The sequence below is a fragment of the Bacteroides sp. 11BF genome, assembly GCF_019633765.1.
GTDB lineage: Bacteria > Bacteroidota > Bacteroidia > Bacteroidales > Bacteroidaceae > Bacteroides > Bacteroides hominis.
In genome coordinates this window covers 19946-37849 of sequence record NZ_JAFKPJ010000028.1, presented here as the reverse complement: position 1 = coordinate 37849, position 17904 = coordinate 19946, and the positions used below count along the sequence as shown (strand labels likewise).

Annotated in this window: 12 protein-coding genes and 1 pseudogene; 6 read left to right on the top strand and 7 right to left on the bottom strand. The window is 43.8% G+C overall.

All coding sequences use genetic code 11. The features are described 5' to 3' along the window. Positions 1 to 349: 349 nt before the first annotated feature. The 3 genes and pseudogenes from JZY04_RS19765 to JZY04_RS19755 all read left to right on the top strand — a co-directional run bounded on the left by JZY04_RS19765 (position 350) and on the right by JZY04_RS19755 (position 2035). Positions 350 to 583 (top strand): hypothetical protein, encoded by a 234-nt coding sequence (locus JZY04_RS19765; RefSeq protein WP_032536762.1) that lies wholly within the window; start codon positions 350 to 352, stop codon positions 581 to 583. Between the two features lie 71 nt (positions 584 to 654). Further along, the gene (locus JZY04_RS19760; protein ID WP_122142723.1) at positions 655 to 1002 is read left to right on the top strand and encodes an SH3 beta-barrel fold-containing protein; all 348 of its coding nucleotides are present in this window, start codon (positions 655 to 657) and stop codon (positions 1000 to 1002) included. A gap of 141 nt (positions 1003 to 1143) precedes the next feature. After that, positions 1144 to 2035: pseudogene (locus tag JZY04_RS19755) on the top strand (DUF4373 domain-containing protein). Between the two features lie 328 nt (positions 2036 to 2363). On the opposite strand, the gene JZY04_RS19750 reads toward JZY04_RS19755, so the two are convergent. After that, on the bottom strand, positions 2364 to 2936 hold the full coding sequence (locus tag JZY04_RS19750; RefSeq protein WP_122142750.1) for a DNA-3-methyladenine glycosylase I: 573 nt from the start codon (positions 2934 to 2936) through the stop codon (positions 2364 to 2366). 198 nt (positions 2937 to 3134) lie between these two features. On the opposite strand from JZY04_RS19750, the gene recJ reads away from it, so the two are divergent. The 3 genes from recJ (at position 3135) to JZY04_RS19735 (ending at position 7779) form a co-directional block, all read left to right on the top strand. Continuing rightward, a complete protein-coding gene (gene recJ / locus JZY04_RS19745) occupies positions 3135 to 4853 on the top strand; it encodes a single-stranded-DNA-specific exonuclease RecJ (protein WP_005808615.1) in 1719 nt (572 codons plus the stop codon). Beyond that, complete coding sequence (locus JZY04_RS19740) at positions 4850 to 6754, top strand: ATP-dependent DNA helicase RecQ (protein WP_122142726.1); 1905 nt, start codon at positions 4850 to 4852, stop codon at positions 6752 to 6754. Before recJ ends, JZY04_RS19740 begins: the two co-directional genes overlap by 4 nt. A gap of 62 nt (positions 6755 to 6816) precedes the next feature. Next, complete coding sequence (locus tag JZY04_RS19735) at positions 6817 to 7779, top strand: lipopolysaccharide assembly protein LapB (RefSeq protein ID WP_005781582.1); 963 nt, start codon at positions 6817 to 6819, stop codon at positions 7777 to 7779. A 68-nt stretch (positions 7780 to 7847) separates the two neighbouring features. On the opposite strand, the gene JZY04_RS19730 is transcribed toward JZY04_RS19735, so the two are convergent. The 6 genes from JZY04_RS19730 to JZY04_RS19705 all read right to left on the bottom strand — a co-directional run bounded on the left by JZY04_RS19730 (position 7848) and on the right by JZY04_RS19705 (position 17733). Then, positions 7848 to 9083 carry an MFS transporter gene (locus tag JZY04_RS19730; RefSeq protein ID WP_122142727.1) on the bottom strand — a complete coding sequence of 412 codons (1236 nt, stop codon included), beginning with the start codon at positions 9081 to 9083 and terminating at the stop codon, positions 7848 to 7850. Positions 9084 to 9088: 5 nt separating this feature from the next. Next, positions 9089 to 10747 carry a sialidase family protein gene (locus JZY04_RS19725; protein ID WP_122142728.1) on the bottom strand — a complete coding sequence of 553 codons (1659 nt, stop codon included), beginning with the start codon at positions 10745 to 10747 and terminating at the stop codon, positions 9089 to 9091. Positions 10748 to 10770: 23 nt separating this feature from the next. Next, positions 10771 to 11871 (bottom strand): sialidase family protein, encoded by a 1101-nt coding sequence (locus JZY04_RS19720; RefSeq protein ID WP_005791096.1) that lies wholly within the window; start codon positions 11869 to 11871, stop codon positions 10771 to 10773. A gap of 92 nt (positions 11872 to 11963) precedes the next feature. Then, positions 11964 to 13424: a RagB/SusD family nutrient uptake outer membrane protein gene (locus tag JZY04_RS19715; RefSeq protein WP_122142751.1), complete on the bottom strand. Its 1461-nt coding sequence runs from the start codon at positions 13422 to 13424 to the stop codon at positions 11964 to 11966. A gap of 13 nt (positions 13425 to 13437) precedes the next feature. Beyond that, positions 13438 to 16734 carry a TonB-dependent receptor gene (locus tag JZY04_RS19710; RefSeq protein WP_122142729.1) on the bottom strand — a complete coding sequence of 1099 codons (3297 nt, stop codon included), beginning with the start codon at positions 16732 to 16734 and terminating at the stop codon, positions 13438 to 13440. Positions 16735 to 16824: 90 nt separating this feature from the next. Continuing rightward, positions 16825 to 17733: a dihydrodipicolinate synthase family protein gene (locus JZY04_RS19705; protein WP_122142730.1), complete on the bottom strand. Its 909-nt coding sequence runs from the start codon at positions 17731 to 17733 to the stop codon at positions 16825 to 16827. Between the last annotated feature and the right edge of the window lie 171 nt (positions 17734 to 17904).

The following is a 17904-nucleotide window of genomic DNA, read 5'->3' as shown; positions in this document are numbered from 1 at the left end:
TTAAACGAACGTTTATTGAAACACTTATCTTTTTAGCCAATACATCATTGTATATCAAATAATTAAATTATAGAAGAGTATTCTTTTCCCCTTTAATCTCACATTTACTTGTTCACTGACAGATTCCTTTCTACCTTTGCAACATATTAACTTCATTTAAATATTAACTAAATAAATCATCCAATGAAGAAAGAAAATGTATTATCTCAAGTCATGAACAAAAGTGTAAAAAAACGCCAATAAGAAAACACAATCAACTATAACAGAAATAGTTATAGAAACAAGAGGAAGAAAAAAGGGAGTACCGATACAAGGGATTATCTCCAACAATGAAGGGATCATAAAAGCGTTGATAAGATCCTATATCATAGATGCAAAGCTACAAAATATCAATACATGTCAGGCTTCACTAACGCGCTACATCTATGAAAAAGAACTCTTCGGAAAGCTCAGAGGTGGAGTATTCAAACCACTGGATTATAGCACAATCAAGACTTATATAAATAGCCTGTGGAAAGAGGTAGAAAAGGAAAATACGAAACCGAAGATCAACCGCCGAAATACATACAATGAATTTTATTGAACCGGAGTACGTCCGGACCGACTTATCTTTGAGGCAACAATCTATTTATTAACCTTTTAAATCATAGGAATATGAAAAAGAGAAAAAGACACGCCTCACAAAGCGAATCACTGAAACTGAAATGGAAAAGACGCATCATCTTCGAAAAAGGATACACAGAGTCCTGTGCAGAATGGATGGCGGAACGATTGGAAGCGTTATTAGATCATATGCTATACGGGCATGCGACGGTAGCTTACCGAAAACAGGACGGGAGTTTCCGGATGGTAAAGGCAACACTGATCCACTACGAGACGGAGTTCCGCAAAAAGTACGATCCGATGGCTGTGGAAGGTGCCGTAGTCTACTGGAATGTGGACGAACAGCGGTGGACGACGTTTCAAGTGGAGAACTTTATGGAATGGAGACCGACAGTATAGATCGAACACCACAGATTACACGGATTTCCACAGATGAATTATTTATATTTTGAGGAATCAAATGAAAACATCTTTGGGAATCCGGGGTAATTTGTGATAAAAGTATTACAGATAAAAAAATAACTAATCTATAAAAACAATATGGCAATAGCATACGACGGGATCAACTATTTCCCGGTGGGCGTAAACTTCATGGAAGAGAACGCAATGGAAGTGATAGAAGCAAAATATGGAATAAAAGGCCCGGCAATCGTACTGAAACTGCTGTGCAAAATATACAAGGAGGGATACTTCATCCGTTGGGATGAAGAACAGTGTCTAATCTTTGCCAACAAGGCGGGAAGAGAGGTGCAAGCCAAGGAGGTACAGGGGATTATTGAAATCCTGTTCATCAAAGGAATATTGGACAGAAACAGTTATCTGGAAAACGGAATACTGACTTCGGCAAACATACAGAAGGTATGGATGGAAGCGACAAAGCGAAGAAAAAGGGATCTGAAAGCATTGTCCTATCTGCTGGTGAAAAACTTGACTCTGCAGGAAGATGAAGCGCCGGAAGGTGAAAATGTAACCGTTAATCCGGGAAATGTAGTACATGATGTAGCCGTTAACGCAAAAAATGCATGCAATTCCGGACAAAGTAAAGTAAAAGAAAATAAAGAAAAGGAAAATAAAGAATTTCCCCCCTCAGCTCCCCCCAAGGGGAAGGAGGAAGAAAGGAANGGAAAATAAAGAATTTCCCCCCTCAGCTCCCCCCAAGGGGAAGGAGGAAGAAAGGAAGGAGGATTCTGCTTCTCTCCCGATACCGGGATACGCTTTCAATACGATGACGCACAATTATCCGGGACTGACGGACACGCTGAAAAGATTGGGAATAAACGAGGTGAGCGAAGTAAACGCCATTCTCAGGCTGTCGGACTATGGAAGAAAGGGAACAACGGTGTGGCGGCTGATTGCCAACACTTGCTGGAGTGACATTGGGACGAAAGGAAGGTATCTGATTGCGGCACTGAATAAGGCAAAAAGGAAATAAACGGATAGTACAAGATCTCTGTTTATAGTTGACAAAAAAGCAAGTATATCGGTTATAGCCCGCAAAGACCTTCAGTAAGGCTAAGAAGTGAAGATCGAACTTAACAAACTGAAAAACAAGATATTCAAAGTACAAAATATCTGTCAGTAAAAGCTTTGTTTTAACACAGAGTTAAAGTTCGTTTTTCGTCTGCAAATAGCAAATTCTTTAAATGTAAAAGACTTGTTATTTGCAGACAAGAACAAAACCATTGGAAAATGGCATTAACAATGTTAACGGGCAAAAGGCATAAGATATCCTCTCCCACTGTACATAGTTATATTGTTATTTACCTCTCCCGGCAGACACAATCCGCCAGGTGGTCGTTGATAAATCCGGAGGCCTGCAAGTGGGCGTAACAAATCGTAGTTCCGAAGAATTTAAATCCCCGTTTTTTCATATCCTTACTCATAGCATCAGATTCGGGAGATGATACCGGAATCTCACTTAATAACTGAAAACTGTTGACTATTGGTTTTCTGTCGGGAAAGAATGACAGTGTATAGTTATAAAAACTACCGAACTCTTTTTGTATAGCGAGAAATAACCTTGCATTTGTGATTGTCGATTTGATCTTCAGACGATTTTTCACAATACCATCAAAGTGCATCAACCGTTCAACATCTTCATCGGTCATTTGTGCCACCGACTCAGCATCGAAATTGCAAAAGGCTTTGCGATACCCCTCACGTTTCTTAAGGATGGTTATCCAACTCAAGCCAGCCTGAGCACTCTCCAATACAAGAAACTCAAACAGCGTCTTGTCATCGGTCACCAATTTTCCCCACTCTTGATCATGGTACTTCACATACAGTTCGTCACTCCCGCACCAACCGCAACGTCCGTTTATTATATCTTGCATAATCATAACACTTAATAGTACGATACAAAGATAGTAGATTCACCATGTCGCACCAAATATCGATAAACAAAACACAAGCAATTATTTTTTTCAGTATATACCCCTCACTTCCGGTTTTTTTCGTACTTTTACAGCTTGTTGGAAAGTTATGCACTTCCGGCATCTGAGAACAGATAAAAAGAAAAAACAATATATAAAATGAATCACAAATGGAATTATCGACCCATTACACAAGAACAGGCAGAGACAAGCCGGGCACTGGCTCAGGAACTGGGTATTAGCCCGGTCCTGGGACAACTTTTGGTGCAAAGGGGAATTACAAAGGCACAGGATGCCAAGAAATTCTTCCGTCCACAATTGCCCGATTTGCATGATCCATTCCTGATGAAGGATATGGACATAGCAGTGGAACGCCTGAACATGGCAATGGGAAAGAAAGAGCGCATTCTGATTTATGGAGATTACGATGTGGACGGCACCACCGCTGTGGCACTGGTCTACAAGTTCATTCAACAGTTCTACTCGAACCTTGACTATTACATCCCCGACCGTTACAACGAAGGATACGGAATTTCCAAAAAAGGAGTTGACTATGCCGCAGAGACAGGAGTGGGACTTATCATTGTGCTGGACTGCGGCATTAAAGCAGTGGAGGAGATTACGTATGCCAAAGAGAAGGGAATTGACTTCATCATCTGCGACCATCATGTACCGGACGATGTATTGCCGCCGGCCGTTGCCATTCTGAATGCCAAACGACTGGATAATACATACCCATACACCCATCTTTCGGGATGTGGCGTGGGATTCAAATTCATGCAGGCTTTTGCCATCAGTAACGGCATCGAGTTTCATCATCTGATTCCGTTGCTCGACCTGACCGCTGTAAGCATTGCATCGGATATTGTACCGATCATGGGCGAAAACCGTATCTTAGCCTATCATGGACTGAAACAGCTGAACAGCAATCCGAGCGTAGGGCTGAAAGCGATTATCGATGTATGCGGATTATCGGAGAAAGAAATTACGGTGAGTGACATTGTATTCAAAATAGGTCCGCGTATCAACGCTTCCGGACGTATACAGAACGGAAAAGAAGCGGTAGACCTGTTGATTGAGAAGGATTTCTCGGCAGCACTTGAGAAAGCCGGACAAATCAACCAATACAATGAAACCCGGAAGGATCTGGATAAAAGCATGACGGAAGAGGCCAATAAGATTGTAGCCGAGCTGGAAGGATTAGTGGATCGCCGTTCGATAGTGCTTTACAATGAAGACTGGCATAAAGGAGTGATCGGAATCGTAGCCTCACGGTTGACAGAAATTTACTACCGTCCGGCAGTGGTATTGACGCGGACAGATGACATGGCGACAGGTTCGGCACGTTCGGTATCCGGCTTCGATGTTTACAAAGCTATCGAGCATTGCCGCGACTTGCTCGAAAACTTCGGAGGGCATACCTATGCTGCCGGACTCTCGATGAAAGTGGAAAATGTACAGGCATTCACCGAACGATTCGAAAGTTTCGTGTCGGAACACATACTGCCTGAACAGACCAGTGCAGTGATCGACATTGATGCCGAAATAGACTTTAAAGACATCACTCCGAAATTCTTTAATGAATTGAAGCGATTCAACCCGTTCGGTCCCGATAATCAGAAACCGGTGTTCTGCACGCACCACGTGTACGATTATGGAACAAGCAAAGTGGTCGGACGCGATCAGGAACATATCAAGCTGGAACTGGTAGATAACAAATCGAACAACGTGATGAACGGAATCGCTTTCGGACAAAGTTCGCACGTAAGATACATCAAAACCAAACGCTCATTTGATATCTGCTACACCATTGAGGAGAACACCCACAAACGAGGGGAAGTACAGTTGCAGATTGAAGATATCATGCCGATAGAGTGACTTACCAAGAGATTTTAAAACAATACTGGGGTTATGATTCCTTCCGCGATTTGCAGAAGGACATCATAACCAGCATTGGCAATGGCAAAGACACACTGGGACTGATGCCCACCGGAGGCGGAAAGTCAATCACCTTTCAGGTTCCTGCCCTTGCCAAAGAGGGATTGTGCATTGTCATCACTCCACTGATCGCCTTAATGAAAGATCAGGTGCAGAACCTGAAAAAACGCGGAATCAAAGCGGTAGCCATCTATTCCGGAATGACACGGCAAGAGATTGTAGTGGCATTAGAGAACTGTATCTTCGGAGACTATAAGTTTCTCTATATCTCTCCCGAACGACTGGATACGGAAATTTTCCGGGCCAAACTCCGGTCAATGAAAATCAGCATGATCACCGTGGACGAAAGCCATTGCATCTCGCAATGGGGATATGACTTTCGTCCGGCCTACCTGAAAATAGCAGATATCAGAGAACTGGTGCCGGATGCTCCGGTGCTGGCACTGACCGCTACCGCCACTCCCGAAGTGGTGAAAGACATACAGGAACGTCTCCACTTCCGCCGGGAAAATGTATTCCGTATGAGTTTCGAACGGAAAAACCTGGCATACATTGTCCGCTCCACCGATAATAAAAACGGAGAATTGCTTCACATCCTGAACCGGATACAGGGCAGTGCAATCGTATACGTACGCAGTCGGCGGAAAACCAAAGAAACGACCGAGCTACTGGTAAATGAAGGAATCACTGCCGACTTTTATCATGCAGGATTAGACAATGCAACCAAAGATCTCCGCCAGCAACGATGGCAAAACGGTGAGAGCCGGGTCATGGTAGCCACCAATGCGTTTGGTATGGGTATTGACAAACCGGATGTACGCATCGTGATCCATCTGGACCTCCCCGACTCCCCCGAAGCTTATTTCCAGGAAGCCGGACGGGCAGGGCGTGACGGTCAGAAAGCATACGCAGTCATACTCTACGCAAAATCGGATAAAACGACACTCAACAAACGTATTACGGATACCTTTCCGGATAAGGATTATATAAAAGATGTGTACGAACATCTGCAATACCACTATCAAATGGCGATGGGCGACGGACTGGGATGTATGTATGACTTCAGTCTGGAAGAGTTTTGCCGCAAATTCAAATATTTCCCCGTACCTGCCGACAGTGCTCTGAAGATACTCACACAGGCCGGATACCTGGAATATACCGACGAACAGGACAATGCTTCACGAATCATCTTCACGATCCGCCGGGATGAGTTGTATAAACTCCGCGAGATGGGGGAAGCCGCAGAGAAACTGATACAAATGATTCTGCGATCTTACACGGGTGTCTTTACAGACTATGCCTACATCAGCGAGCAGACTCTGGCGGTACGTACGGGACTGACCCGGCAGCAGATTTACGACTTGCTGGTGATGCTGAGCAAGCGCCGTATCGTCGACTACATTCCGCATAAAAAGACACCTTACATTATATATACGCGCGAACGGGTAGATTTGCATTATCTGCAGATTCCCCGGGCGGTATACGAAGAAAGAAAAGAGCGCTACGAGAAACGCATTCATGCCATGGTGGAGTATGTTACTTCAGAGAATGTCTGCCGCAGCCGGATGTTGCTCCGCTACTTCGGAGAGAAGAACGAACACAACTGCGGACAATGTGATGTCTGCCTCAGCCACCGCACACAACCGGACGTGCCACAAAGCAGCTTCGACGAATTAAAGGAACAAATAACAACCCTGCTGAAAGAACACCCGATGACTCCGGCAGAGATAGCTTCGCACATAAATACAGATAAAGAACAGTTGGGCGAAGTGGTACGGTTTATGCTGGACGAGGGCTTGCTAAGTTCAGAGAACGGGTTGCTCACCGAAAAAACTTCCTGAAAAGCAGTAAGGGTATGTGATGAAATTACTACATTTGCAACCAAACTAAAAAAACACCGATCATGCCAAACTTCTTTAAATCTTTTTTCTCAGGTAAAACAGAAAACCCTGAGGAGGAAAAACAGAAAAACGCCAAAAAGAACTTTGAGATATTTAAATATGACGGCCTGCGTGCTCAACGTATGGGACGCCCGGACTATGCCATTAAATGCTTCAACGAAGCACTGGCCATCGAAGAGGATTTCGAAACACTGAACTATCTGAGCCAGATTTACATGCAGACCGGAGAGTTCGTGAAAGCACATGAACTGCTGGAACGTATGATTGCATTGGAACCGGAACTGACGAGCACGTACCTGACGCTGGCCAACCTGTGCTTCATGCAAGAAAATTATCAGGAAATGGCCGATGCTGCCCAGAAGGCCATCGCATTGGAAGAGGGTAACGCAATGGCACACTACCTGTTAGGTAAAGCCAATCATGGATTGGATAACGGAATAATGACCATTGCCCATCTGACAAAGGCCATTGTGCTGAAAGATGATTTCACGGAAGCCCGGCTGCTTCGTGCCGAAGCACTGTACAAAATGCAGCAATTCGCAGAGGCTATGGAAGATATTGAAGCCATACTTGCGCAGAATCCGGACGAAGAAGCTGCCCTCCTGTTACGTGGCAAAATAAAAGAAGCCACCGGAAAGCAGGAAGAAGCGGAAAACGATTACCTCAGTGTGACGGAAATGAACCCTTTCAACGAACAGGCCTATCTATATCTGGGACAATTGTTCATTACACAGAAGAAACTGTCTGCGGCTATCGAACTGTTCGATGAAGCAATAGACCTGAATCCGAACTTTGCTGCGGCCTACCACGAAAGAGGACGTGCCAAACTGCTGAACGGTGACAAAGAAGGCTCAGTAGAAGATATGAAGAAATCGCTGGAACTGAACCCGAAAGAAGGGGAGAACCTGAACGGACAGTTCAATAATCAGCAGGCAGAGACTACTCCAAACGTATTGGGATTGTAAACTAACCGTTCTGATACAGTCATTTCCCGGACCGGAATCTTACTCCCTGTCCGGGAAACGATTATGTATCATTCCATATTATCCGTGTGTGGACGAAGAAAGCACAACTGCATACCCAAAGCCAGCAATACAATACCTCCCAGAATAACAAATCCCAATCCCAGATTGCCACCGTCCGTCCATTTTCCAAACAAGCTTGTTACAGCTGCTCCGGCAAAAACTCCGGTCATATTCATTATACCATAGGCTGTTGCCCGATATTTGGCCGAAACAAACTGGCACAAAATAGGCATATTATTGGCATCGAACATACCGAAACCGACACCAAACAGAAATCCCGCACCTACTATACTGATGAAACCATTGCCTAAGCCCAATAAAAGAAGCGCAGGTATGGTCAACCCTAACCCGATTGCGCCTGTATAGATACGTCCGCGTATGTCTTTGCATACCCAACGGTCTGACAATAACCCTCCCAGAATAACTCCGATAAAAGAAGAGACAGCAATCGTTATAGTGGATATAGGACCTGCCTCAGCCATAGGGATATCAAGATTCTCAGCGTACAGGGTAGGCAACCAATTCTTCGTAGCCCATCCGGGAAGACTGGGAGCTGCAAAATAGAACAGAATAATCCAAAAAGCAATATTACCGAATAAAAGAGTCACTCCTTTAAACAACGGAATCTTTTTTGATTTATCTGTATGCATGGCCCGAATGACCCTGGCATGCTCTTCATTCTCACGAAGGAATATAATCAAGACCAATGCATAGACAATGCCTACAATACCGAACCAATGGAATGTAGTATGCCACGAATAGGCCGCAGCTACCGTAGCGCCAAACCCGCCAATGGCCTGACCGGCATACAATCCCGTCATATGGATACCGACTGCCAGCGAACGTGATTTCTCCTGATGCCAATCGGCTATCAAAGAGAGGCCCGCAGGAATGTATAATGCCTCACTGACTCCCATCAATGCGCGCAACCAGTAGATTTGATTAAATGTATCGGCATACCCCATGCCATAAGTGACTGCCGACCAGACAAAAAGACTCCCGACAATCAACCATTTACGACTGACGCGATCGGCAATAATTCCTGCCATCGGACTCATAAGACCGTAAATCCAAAGGAAGACTGCCATTAGCCGCCCAAAATTGGTAGCCGACTGCAATTCTATAATATCTATCTGCATCGCATCTTTCATGGTTGACAGCATCTGACGATCCATATAATTTAATAATGCCACAAACCATAAAAGTCCGACAACGATCCAAGGATATATTTTTCTATTTTTCATACCAACTATCTCTCTTTATATGATTTACCTTTATCAATGAGCTCTTTCAACTGTATTTGTTGGAAAACCATCTGTGCCTGGCTACTTTCATAAAAAACACCAATCGTAGAATCATTGACCGAGGTTATGCAGGAATAGCCAAAACTTCCCAACTCATCCAACATGATTTTCCGGCCTGAATCCCAGGTACTTCCATCATCCAGGCTGCACTTTAACGTCATATGGTCTCTACTGTCATAAGACTCCGGATTGCAGAATAAAAGAAGAGTCTTTTGTCTGCCGTTTTCCTGATAAGTATGTCGATGAATGCTTGCCATACAAGTAGGCTCTATCAATGCTTTTCGGGAAGTGGGATGTTCCGTCCATGTGCTTCCCAGATCGGCGGTGACACAAATACGGCGCCCATTGACCTTTTTATTACCGTGATTACGGTTATCACGCATATTCAACATGACGCTGCCATCCTGTAATTCGACTGCCATACACTCCGTAGTGTTGTGATAAGCCGGCTTAGCGGCTATCCATGTTTTTCCCCCATCCTTGCTATACGTAATATTAGAGAATGGTATTCCATCTTTATCACGGCCTTGTGTGGGAAATATTAATGTACCGTCTTTCAAAGTAATGCCATGCCCCGGTGCCGGAGCATACAGCCACCATTCCGGTTTCTTGGTTTGTGCTGTTATATTTACAGGGTCACTCCAAGTCAGTCCGTCATCCACGCTTTTCGTAATCAAGAACTGACAGGTCTCTTTAACCCCGAGCCCGGGCTGAGAACCTTTCGCATGCCATTGGTGTATCCAACGGGTACTGTCCTGCGTCATTCCTTCCACCCATTTACCCGATCGGGGATCTAAGACTCCATACATCCAGAGTCCCGCCACATAAATAGTACCGTTCTTTTCATCGGTCAGGATACAAGCATCACTGATTCCATTATATTTCTCTGGCAATCCACCCCACTTTTTGCGGTCGAGCACTATCTGCATCGGCTGCCAGTTCATTCCACCATCCAGGCTTCGCATCATCGCAATATCGATATCACCTTGCAAGTCACGCGAACTATCGTAACGGGCATCAAATATGGCCATCAAAGTTCCTTTCAGGGAAGTAGTAATGCCGGGAATACGCGAAGTATGAACTCCGTCTTCCCCTCTTTGCCGTACAGCAACCCCGGTACGGAGTGCGACAATCGGACGAACGGAAGTTACAGAAGCCTTACCACAAGTCGTTGTCACATGATCACAACTGACCGTCACACGATGGGTTAAGTCAACTTTATCTTTCAATTTAACAGTTACCCACAGTATGGTAGTATCTGATTTCAATTCCAACGGAGTGTCTAAAACCGTTTTTAAAGCGGGAGCAACTGAGTCGACACACTTTTCCCAGTCAGAAAGCCCCCTCTTTCCGGCAACTCTATATAAACTCAAATGAGTTAAATCGGTCAACAAAGTAGTACCTTTCAGGGATAATCCGATCTCCTTTACAAAACATGGTCCCGGACAGCTCTTTATCAACTTTAATTGCAAAACCGGATTAATCTCCTTTTTTGTCAAGACCGGTACTATGGGCTGTCGAACAATAACTTTCACCCGCTCGGCACGTAACGGAGTACTGAGTAAAAAACAACTAAATAAAAACAATATCGAAATATAACGCATATTGGTAAAATTGGGGATAAAAGTTAATATAGCATTTTATCAGTTTCTTCAAGTTTGAAGCGTACGCCGACAATGGAGTGTTGTTCGGGGCCCGGCCGCATCTTAACATAAGTGATGGCGACAATAGTCCCATCCGGTAGGATTTCGAGACCAGGATATCCACAATCCGAACCGGCATAACTATGTAAAAGCTTTATTTTATATTGTCCGGAAGTTCCCTCAAGCAAATCTTTATAATTACCGACCCAGGCTACAAAATGCCCTTTCGTCGGACTGTTGGGAGCCATATCCCGAAAGACGGCAATCATACGACCGTCAGGAGTAAACTTTATTACATGCCTGTCTCCGGTCAGACCCCAGGGAGTTTCTTGCAAAGGAGACCAGGTGGTTCCCTCATCATCAGAAAACATCATCAGAGAATTGCCTACCCGGTTATTTTCACGCGCTACACAGACAAGCCGTTTGCCATCGGGAGCACGGAAGACACAGGGTTCACAGGGTGAACGCCCCTCCATCTCGCCTACTTTCACCGACTCGCTCCAGGTCAATCCTCCGTCATGTGAGACAGATTGCCACAAAGTCAACGGAGGACGGTCCCGATCATTCAGTCCACGGTGATACAACCCGAGATAATCGCCATTCTTCAATTTTACAATGCTTGAAAACGCCATCACACAAGGTTTATTCAAACTACGGACCGGACTCCAGCTCTTCCCTCCGTCTTCACTATAAGTCATAGGCATGTCCGGCCAGGCACTAAACACAAAGACACGTTCTTTCCCCTGCTTATCCGTCAGTTTGTAAATACTGGGACAATTGCTCATCGTCTGCCAGTCAGCAGGGGTTTTACCATTTTTCCAAGTCAGCCCGGCATCCTTACTTTCGGCTATGAAAGACGCTTTACCTCCATGCCCGTAAGACCAGGTACAAAGAATAGTCTTATGATCATCCATCATTACAGTAGTAGGATGTCCGTTATATAAATCCGGTCTGCCCGGAGCTATTGTCACCTGCCGTTCACGCTGCCCCGATATGTCGATCCAAGGCAGATTGGGATGGACATTTTGTCCGATTGAAGGAACAGCACAAAACAATAGAAACAGTTTCAAGATTGTGTTCTTCATAAACTTATGCTTTAAATTATTATACTTCCATATCAAAAGAACTGTGTAAAAGTATATAACAGCTACTCCACACAGTTCCTTCTTTTTATATTCTATCTCTCTACATTACTTTCGTACCCATCTGTCTGCACCAGTTTGTCATTTAAGACCATATCATTATAATTGATTGGGAAATACAATGGATAACCGGGCTTGTCATTCAAATTGGGCACCTCCTTATAAATGTCAATGGTCCCGCCACAATGGAAACGCACCAAATCAAACCATCGTTTTTGCTCTATAAAAAGCTCTCTTAAACGTTCGTCACAGATTTCTTTCTCTACAGCAATCTTATCTTTCGGGCCATCATAGGGCTCCAGGCCCGCCCGGTCACGAACCTCATTCAGATCGACAAGAGACTCAGATATCTTATTGAGTGCAGCATTGGCCTCAGCACGCAACAGAAGAAGATCTCCCCAACGATAAGCTATCAAGTCATCGTCAAAATAACGATCGTCGGAATAGGCCTTCCCCCTGAATTTGTTTGTCTGGGTTAAAATCAGGTTACCATCTTTATCCACCAAATCAATCATGGCGACTTTATAGCGCCTATCGCCCGGATACTTAAGATACAACTCTCTGGCCTTGTCACTTGGGGCATAGACATGGCGGCTCTGATTAGGTGAAGTTGCCGCATCGGCCAAGTTGACAGCCATCGATAAATTATCGGTTCTCGATGTAGTGTTGGTTGCAATAGAAAGATTTCCAGTTTCATAACGTTCAAAATAAAAAGAGAAAATGATCTCATTATTCTTTTTATTATCATTGGCAAATACCTTTGCATAATCCGCTAGCAAAGACACTCCACTCCCGCCTACCTGATCGATTGCCTTGATCGCTTCTTCCATATCCGCATTTCCACCATTCAGGACCTTTGCCTTCCACATTAAAACATCAGCTTTCAAAGCATAGGCAGCCGGCTTTGAAGCTAAATTCTTATTGATATATCCATCCTCCGGAAATAACAGGACAGCCTGTTCTATATCTTCAAGGATCAACTTCATGACGTCTTCTTTGGGAGAACGGGGTTTAAGCTCAACGTTGTCCGAAAGCACAGGATCAGTAATGATGGGAGCATCTCCCCAAATACGCACTATAAGAAAATAAGTATATGCTCTTAAGAAATGGCACTCAGCTTTTATACGATTCTTCTCAGTCTCATTAGTAAACTTCAGACTTTCAATTTTATTGAAAAGAAGATTGGCGTGATGAATGATATTATAAGCCGAGCGATAAGAAGGAGCATTGCTCTCAAGCAAAGTATGGGCCCATGCCACACTCGTAGGGCCGATCTCACCGGCTTTAAAAGCATCTCCCCGGTCTTCACCGTAATAAGAAGTATTATTCAGGTCACGCACCTTATTGTAAATGCCCGTAAGATAAGCTTTGGCATCTCCCGGAGTTTTCCAGAACGACTGTGAAGTGATGGTAGAAACCGGATCAACCTCCAACAAGCTACAACTGCAAATCCATGTGCAGCAGAGAATACAGATCAATATTTTTGTTGCTTTCATAGTGAAAATCATTTTAAAAAGTTAGTCTTACACCAAAGTTAAATTGAATCGGGAGGAAGTATTCACCGGTCTCTTGTCCATCGTACTGTTCAGGATTTAATCCGTCAAAGGCTGTAATGTATCCGATATTTGTCACACCGGCATTCAAAGAAACCCCTTTCACCTTCATTTTAGAACATACGGAACGCGGTAGTTCATAACCTAACGAAACCTCACGGAAGCACAAATAATCTCCCTTTGAATAATAAGCCGTATTGTCGGCATTTCCATTTGAATTCATCCCGGCATAAGCTATTGTACGCATGTGATTGCGATATCCGTTATCCCAGTCCGAAGCAACATCGTAACGCGGATACTTGGCTGTTGCAGCATCACCTGTCTGCCACCAGATGTTTCCATTCGTAACGTCAGTAGTCGTTATAATAGCATTGCGTGCATTGGCATTGGCACGGCATCTCCATATATTGGCAATGGAATGTCCTAAAGCAAAATCGACAACCAAACGAAGAGAAAAATTCTTGTAAGACAAATTATTAATCAAGGCTCCCTTCTTATCCGGATTGGCCCAGCCAATAAAAGTAATATCCTTATCATCGATAACTCCATTATTGTCAAGGTCGGCCCAGATAGCATCTCCGGCAACCTTTTTCTTATTCATCTTAGAACCGGAAACCTTGGTGTCGACCGGAGCTTTTGCAGCTTCTTCATCTGTATCGTATACCCCCAGATACTTATATCCCCAACGTCCGCCTATCCTCTCGCCTTCGGCCAGGCCGCCGGTCTCAACATAAGTACCGGATTTAGCATCCCATACAAGTCCGCCCTGTACCCGATTTTTGTCTCTCCCATTATAAGGAAGCTTTTTCATATACGTCCTGTTCATACTGAAAGTACCCGTAACATCCCAACTCACGGGGGAAGTTGTTGAAAGAGGATGTGCTGTCAGCGATAACTCAAAACCTTTGTTCTGTACAGTCCCCAAATTGGCCTTTATAGAACTAAAACCTGTCTGTGCCGGAAGAGCTTTGTCATACAAACGATCGGAAGTCAATTTATTATATCCGGTTACCGACAGTTCAAGACGATTATCAAAGAAACCGGCATCAAAACCATAATCCACATTAGAGGTTGTTTCCCATACCAAACTGTTATTGGCAAGTACACTATTCAGTACCCCCGGATTTCCGGCATAAATATATGAAGCATATTCGCCTTGTGTATTAGAATACGACAACTTATTATTTCCGGTCTGTCCCCAGCTCGCCCGCAACTTCATCCGGCTGACAACGGTTTTGGGAAACCAGTCTTCATAATGCATATTCCATCCTCCGGATACGGCCGGAAACAATGCGAATTTATGATCTTCGGCAAATTGGGAGGCTCCGTCATAGCGTGCTGAAACCGTCAGCAAATAGCGGCGCTTATAGTCATAATTGACACGGGCAAAGAAACCTACCAGTACTTCTTTATCCAAAGAGGAAGTGGTACGCTGTAAATCGGGCTTGGTAGGCGCCAACGTAGGTACATAATCCGTAGGGGCTTCCGAGCCTGTTCCCTTCAATTTATAGGTATCGTCCTGGGTATAGTTCATACCTATCATTGCATTAAAAGTGTGCTTATCACTGAATACTTTATCATAGGTAAACACCGCGTCTGCCATGATTTGCTTATACTGATCGTGTTTCTCGAGTGTCTTACGACCTTTATTAAACTCGTTATACTTCTCAAAAAAACGATAGATATTTTCCTGCATATAATAGGAGGCTGACGGTTTAAAATGCAATCCCTTCAGAATCTCCCAATCCAATCCTAACTGAATCGTGTTTCGATAAGCTTTGTCCGAAATATCCTGATAATATAATTCGTGCAGTCTATTCCGAGGTGAGCCTCCGGCTTCACCAATACCGGGAGTTCCATCGTCATAATACAGACGGAAGGTCGTAGGATAGCGAGAAGAACGGTCCATTGTGCTTGTGCCCGAGTTCTCCGGATCAGTCGCTTTATTCGAGATTGTGGAGTGTTTCAATCCGACGGTTAATTTTAAATTACTGCGAAGATTGTAATTTCCATTGGCAGTAAGGCTGAAACGATCGTACCCCGTACCCAGAACAATACCTTCTGAATTAATATACCCCAGACTCACATAATAATTACCTTTGTCATTTCCACCGGAAGCACTCAGATCGTAGTTGTGTGTCAATGCAGTCTGAAACAATACATCTTTTTGATAGTGATTGTCTTTAAATATCAACTGTTTTCCCGAATAAGGATCGGTCATCGTTTCATATCCTTGTCTGTTCAGCAAATCGTCGACATAAGACTGCCCCATATTGGAAATCAAATCATCTAAATATTCGGTAGTGAAACGAGAATAGCCATATCCTTCCAAGGCTCCATTTTTATAATTGATATTACCTGTTGAATAAGGATATGCGCCGCCTTCCAGGCGTCCGCTGACATTCGCGTCATTGATTCCGCGGGAACCGGCTAAGCGGGAAGCATACAGATAGTCGCGTGCACCGGAAAACGGATAATGCTGCCGAATCTGCTCAACTCCCAAACGGTAGGAAGCGGAAATAGTGGCTTTACCATCTTTTGAAGAACCTTGCTTGGTAGTAATAAGAATGATACCATTGGCAGCCTTAGCACCATAAATTGCAGCAGAAGCGGCATCTTTCAATACTTCCATAGACTCAATATCTTCCTGATTAAGTCCATTCATATTGCTACGGACAACCCCATCAATGACAAAAAGAGGAGAGTCGTTAGCCGGATCGGTTGACCCGCCACGGATCAGCACTACCGGCTGTGCACCGGGCTGTCCGGTAGTCTGTCGAATATCCAGTCCAGCGACCTTTCCCTGTAGATTGTTCAAAGGAGATGCAGAGACAGAAGACATTAACTCCGCTTTCTTCACAGATACAACTCCTGAAGTAACAGTTGCCTTAGATTGAGTTCCATAACCGATGGCTACGACCTCGTCAAGTAGAACCGACTCATCTTCCAAAGTAATTTCATAAAATGTATTATTGGTTACTTTCAGATCCTTGGTTTTCATTCCAATAAAGGAGATTTGTAACAAAGATTTATGTGGGACCTTTAATTTAAATTTTCCATCGACATCGGTAGTTGTACCTATTTGTGTGTTCTTTACAATAACTGTAGCACCTATGACCGGTTCTCCGGATGTGTCCTTAACAACACCACTAATCTCAAAATTGCCACTTTGTTGAGCATGAACGGGTGCTAATGTCCCAATAAATGTCAATAAAACAACAATGAGACACTTAATTCGAGTAATTTTTCTCATCTTTGTATGCTTTTAATATAAAATTTAAGGCGTAGAGCGAAGGGGGTATATTCCGTCCAAAGTCTATTTCCCCTTCCCTACTTTTATTTTTTAATTCAAGAAACCTATTTTTTCAAGATCTCTTTTGAGCGAAGAATATTCATCATCGCCAAACGGTGTGATGGGCAGACGGCACCGGCCGCAATCAACACCTATTAAATTCATTATTGCTTTTCCTCCACGTACACCTCCTCCATATTTAATTATTATTTTTACTATTTCAATCGACTTCTGCTGCATCCGGCGAGCAGTACAGATATCACCTTTCTTGAACGCATCAAAAAGATTCTGATATACAACAGGTAAATAATTGTAGGTACTACCAACACCGGCAACGGCTCCTAAAGCCAATCCGGCAATCAGAATTTCATCGTATCCATGCAGCACTTCGAATTCTCCATTATTGAGTTCCAAGCATTCACCCATCTCCATCAGGTTATTGTGTGTGAATTTCGTTCCAACCAGATTAGGCATCGTTTTTTTTCCCTCTATAAGAAAAGAGCGAACCGAAAGAGATACTCCCGTCATAGACGGCATATTATAATAATAGAAAGGAAGATCGGGAGCACTTTGAGCAATTGGAGTAAAAAAGTCCACCAGATCCTTTACCGAAGAGGGTTTAAAAAAACAGGGAGCCATAGCGGCAAAAGCATCAGCTTCCACCTCTTGTGCATGCCGAGCCAGCTCCATAGCTTCCAATTGACAGTTACTACCCACATGCGCAATCACCTTAAAGCGTTTCCGGGCAGACTTTATCCACTGAGCAAGAATAACTTTACGCTCATCCGTAGTCAGTGAATGAGATTCTCCTGTGGTTCCACAAACAAATACACCTGCCATTCCTGATTCAGCCATCAGGTCGGCGTATTTGTCTATAACAGAAAGCTTGATATCTCCCCACGCATCCATAGGAGTAAAAGTGGCGGCAACCATTCCTTCCAAACGTTGATAATGTTTCATTTTATTATTTAATTAGATATTAATTAAGAATAAGGAATCTCTGATTGGAAACCCATTTCTCTGCGTCGATAACAAAGGTATAAAATGGCTGCGCAGCTATAATAAATTGTTATTTACCCGGTTACCCGCAATAAAAGAACGGCCATCCTCCAGATATTTCCCAAGGGAATG